We start from the raw sequence: 1,703 nt of genomic DNA, 5'->3' as shown, positions 1-1,703 counted from the left end.
GGCACCGGCGCCCTCCTGGCCCTTCCCCTCGTCCAGGCGGCCGCCGCCCTGGCAGCGGAGCTGCCGGAGGAGCGCGAGCCCGGGGCCGACAGCACCGGGGCCGAGGGCGCCGTGGTCAACAGCACCGCGCCCGGGGCCGGGGCAGAGTCCGAGGCCGGTGGCGCCGGTTCCGGAGCGGATGCCGCGGCCCGAGCGGAAGCGGACCGCCCCGGCGGCGACTCCCGTGCGGAGGCCACCGTCAGTGGCGGCCCCGAGGCGGCCGACGCCAGGAGGGTCGGTACGGAGCCCGCCCCCGACGCCGACTCCGGCCCCACTCCCGACTCCGGCACCGGTGCCGACCCCGGCGCCGCTCCCGGCTCTCCCTCGCAGGGCTGACGCGCGGCCTTTCGCCCGGAGGTCCCGCTCGCGGGGTCGCCGGCTCCCCCGCCCCGACCACCGGCCCGCGACTGAGCGTCGCGGGCCCCGTTCCCCGGCCGGTCGGGCCGCCCGGAAAAGCGGCACATATGATCGCTTTTTATGGGAATAGTCCAGTTGCGCTCGGTGCGCACCGAGCGCGGGGCCGTACCTCCTGATGTACGGCAGCGGCCCCTCCCTGGCCTCCCATCCGGCCGCCGCCCGCGTCCCGGGGCGGGACGGTGAACACCGCGCATGCGGTGGCGGCGCTCCGCCGGGCCGCCCGCGCGGAGTGGGGCCCGTTGTACGAGAAGGTGCGCCACGACCTCGTACGGAAGCGGCCGCGCGTACTCGGCGCCATCCCGATGACGCTCGCCGCGGTGTGCCTGACCGGGCTGCTCCAGGTCGTGCAGAACCAGCCCTGGGGCTATCAGCCCGTCCAGAACCTGGGCTCCGTGCAGGCTTCCCAGCCGTGGTGGCTGGCCCTCCTGCGCACGCCCCTCTCGGTGTTCGTGCCCGCCCTCGACCTGCCGGTGTGGGGGGCGCTGGCGCAGATATTCCTGGTGTTCGGGGTCTGCGAGATCTGCCTCGGGCGGCTGCGCACGCTGCTCGTCGCGTACCTGGCGACGCTCGCCGGCACGATGTACGCCCGCTACGGCACGGCCGTGGGCCCCGACGCCTTCCTGGGCCTGCCCGCGAAGGACGCGCTGGTGCACGACGCGGGCCCCTCGGCCGCCGTCGTCGGGCTGGCGGTGTACGTGGCCTGGCGCTACCGCGCGTGGTTCACCGCCTTCGCCGTGACCGCCGCGATGACGGTCGAGATGGCGCTCAAGCCCAACCTCGCGGGCCGCGAGCACCTGGCCGCCATCGCCGCCGCCCTGCTGCTCTGCGCGGCGGAGACGGCGTACGGGGCGCGGCGCGCGCGGCGAGCCCGCGGTCAGGGACTGGCCCGCGGTCGGGAACGGGCCCGCGGTCAGGAAGAGGAAGACGAAGAGGAGGACGAGGACGAGGACGAGGACGAGGGCAAGGATGGGGCCCCGGCGACCAGGTCCTCGAAGCGGCGGCGGTAGCGGTCCCAGCGCTTGTCGTGCCGGTAGGCCCGCACCTGCGACTTGGCCCTGGCCTTGGGGCGCTCGCGGTAGAGGCGCTTGGCCCAGGGCGAGCCGGGGCGGGCCAGCCGGATCGCGCCGACGAGCGCGATGAGCGGGATGACCGCGCCGAGCACCGCGAGCCGTAGCTTGCCCTTCAGGAGGGCGACCAGGGCGACGCAGAAGTTGAGCGTGATGTTGCCGACGACGGTGGCGCGGTCC

1 protein-coding gene and 2 pseudogenes are annotated in these 1,703 nt (G+C 75.7%); 2 read left to right on the top strand and 1 reads right to left on the bottom strand.

Annotation, left to right across the window (positions count from 1 at the left end):
- Together AOK16_RS24850 and AOK16_RS27810 are read left to right on the top strand one after the other, a co-directional pair.
- Positions 1 to 375 (top strand): annotated as a pseudogene (locus tag AOK16_RS24850) (hypothetical protein); the annotation flags it as partial.
- Positions 376 to 635: 260 nt separating this feature from the next.
- The gene (locus AOK16_RS27810) at positions 636 to 1,463 is read left to right on the top strand and encodes a hypothetical protein (protein WP_240483744.1); all 828 of its coding nucleotides are present in this window, start codon (positions 636 to 638) and stop codon (positions 1,461 to 1,463) included.
- Here AOK16_RS27810 and AOK16_RS27350 read toward each other — a convergent pair.
- Positions 1,367 to 1,703: pseudogene (locus tag AOK16_RS27350) on the bottom strand (hypothetical protein); the annotation flags it as partial. The gene AOK16_RS27810 and the pseudogene AOK16_RS27350 sit on opposite strands and share 97 nt — an antisense overlap.

The sequence above is a fragment of the Streptomyces pathocidini genome (assembly GCF_001418495.1).
Lineage (GTDB): Bacteria > Actinomycetota > Actinomycetes > Streptomycetales > Streptomycetaceae > Streptomyces > Streptomyces pathocidini.
Note: the sequence above shows the minus strand (reverse complement) of the source record. Positions and strands in the feature narration are given on the sequence as shown.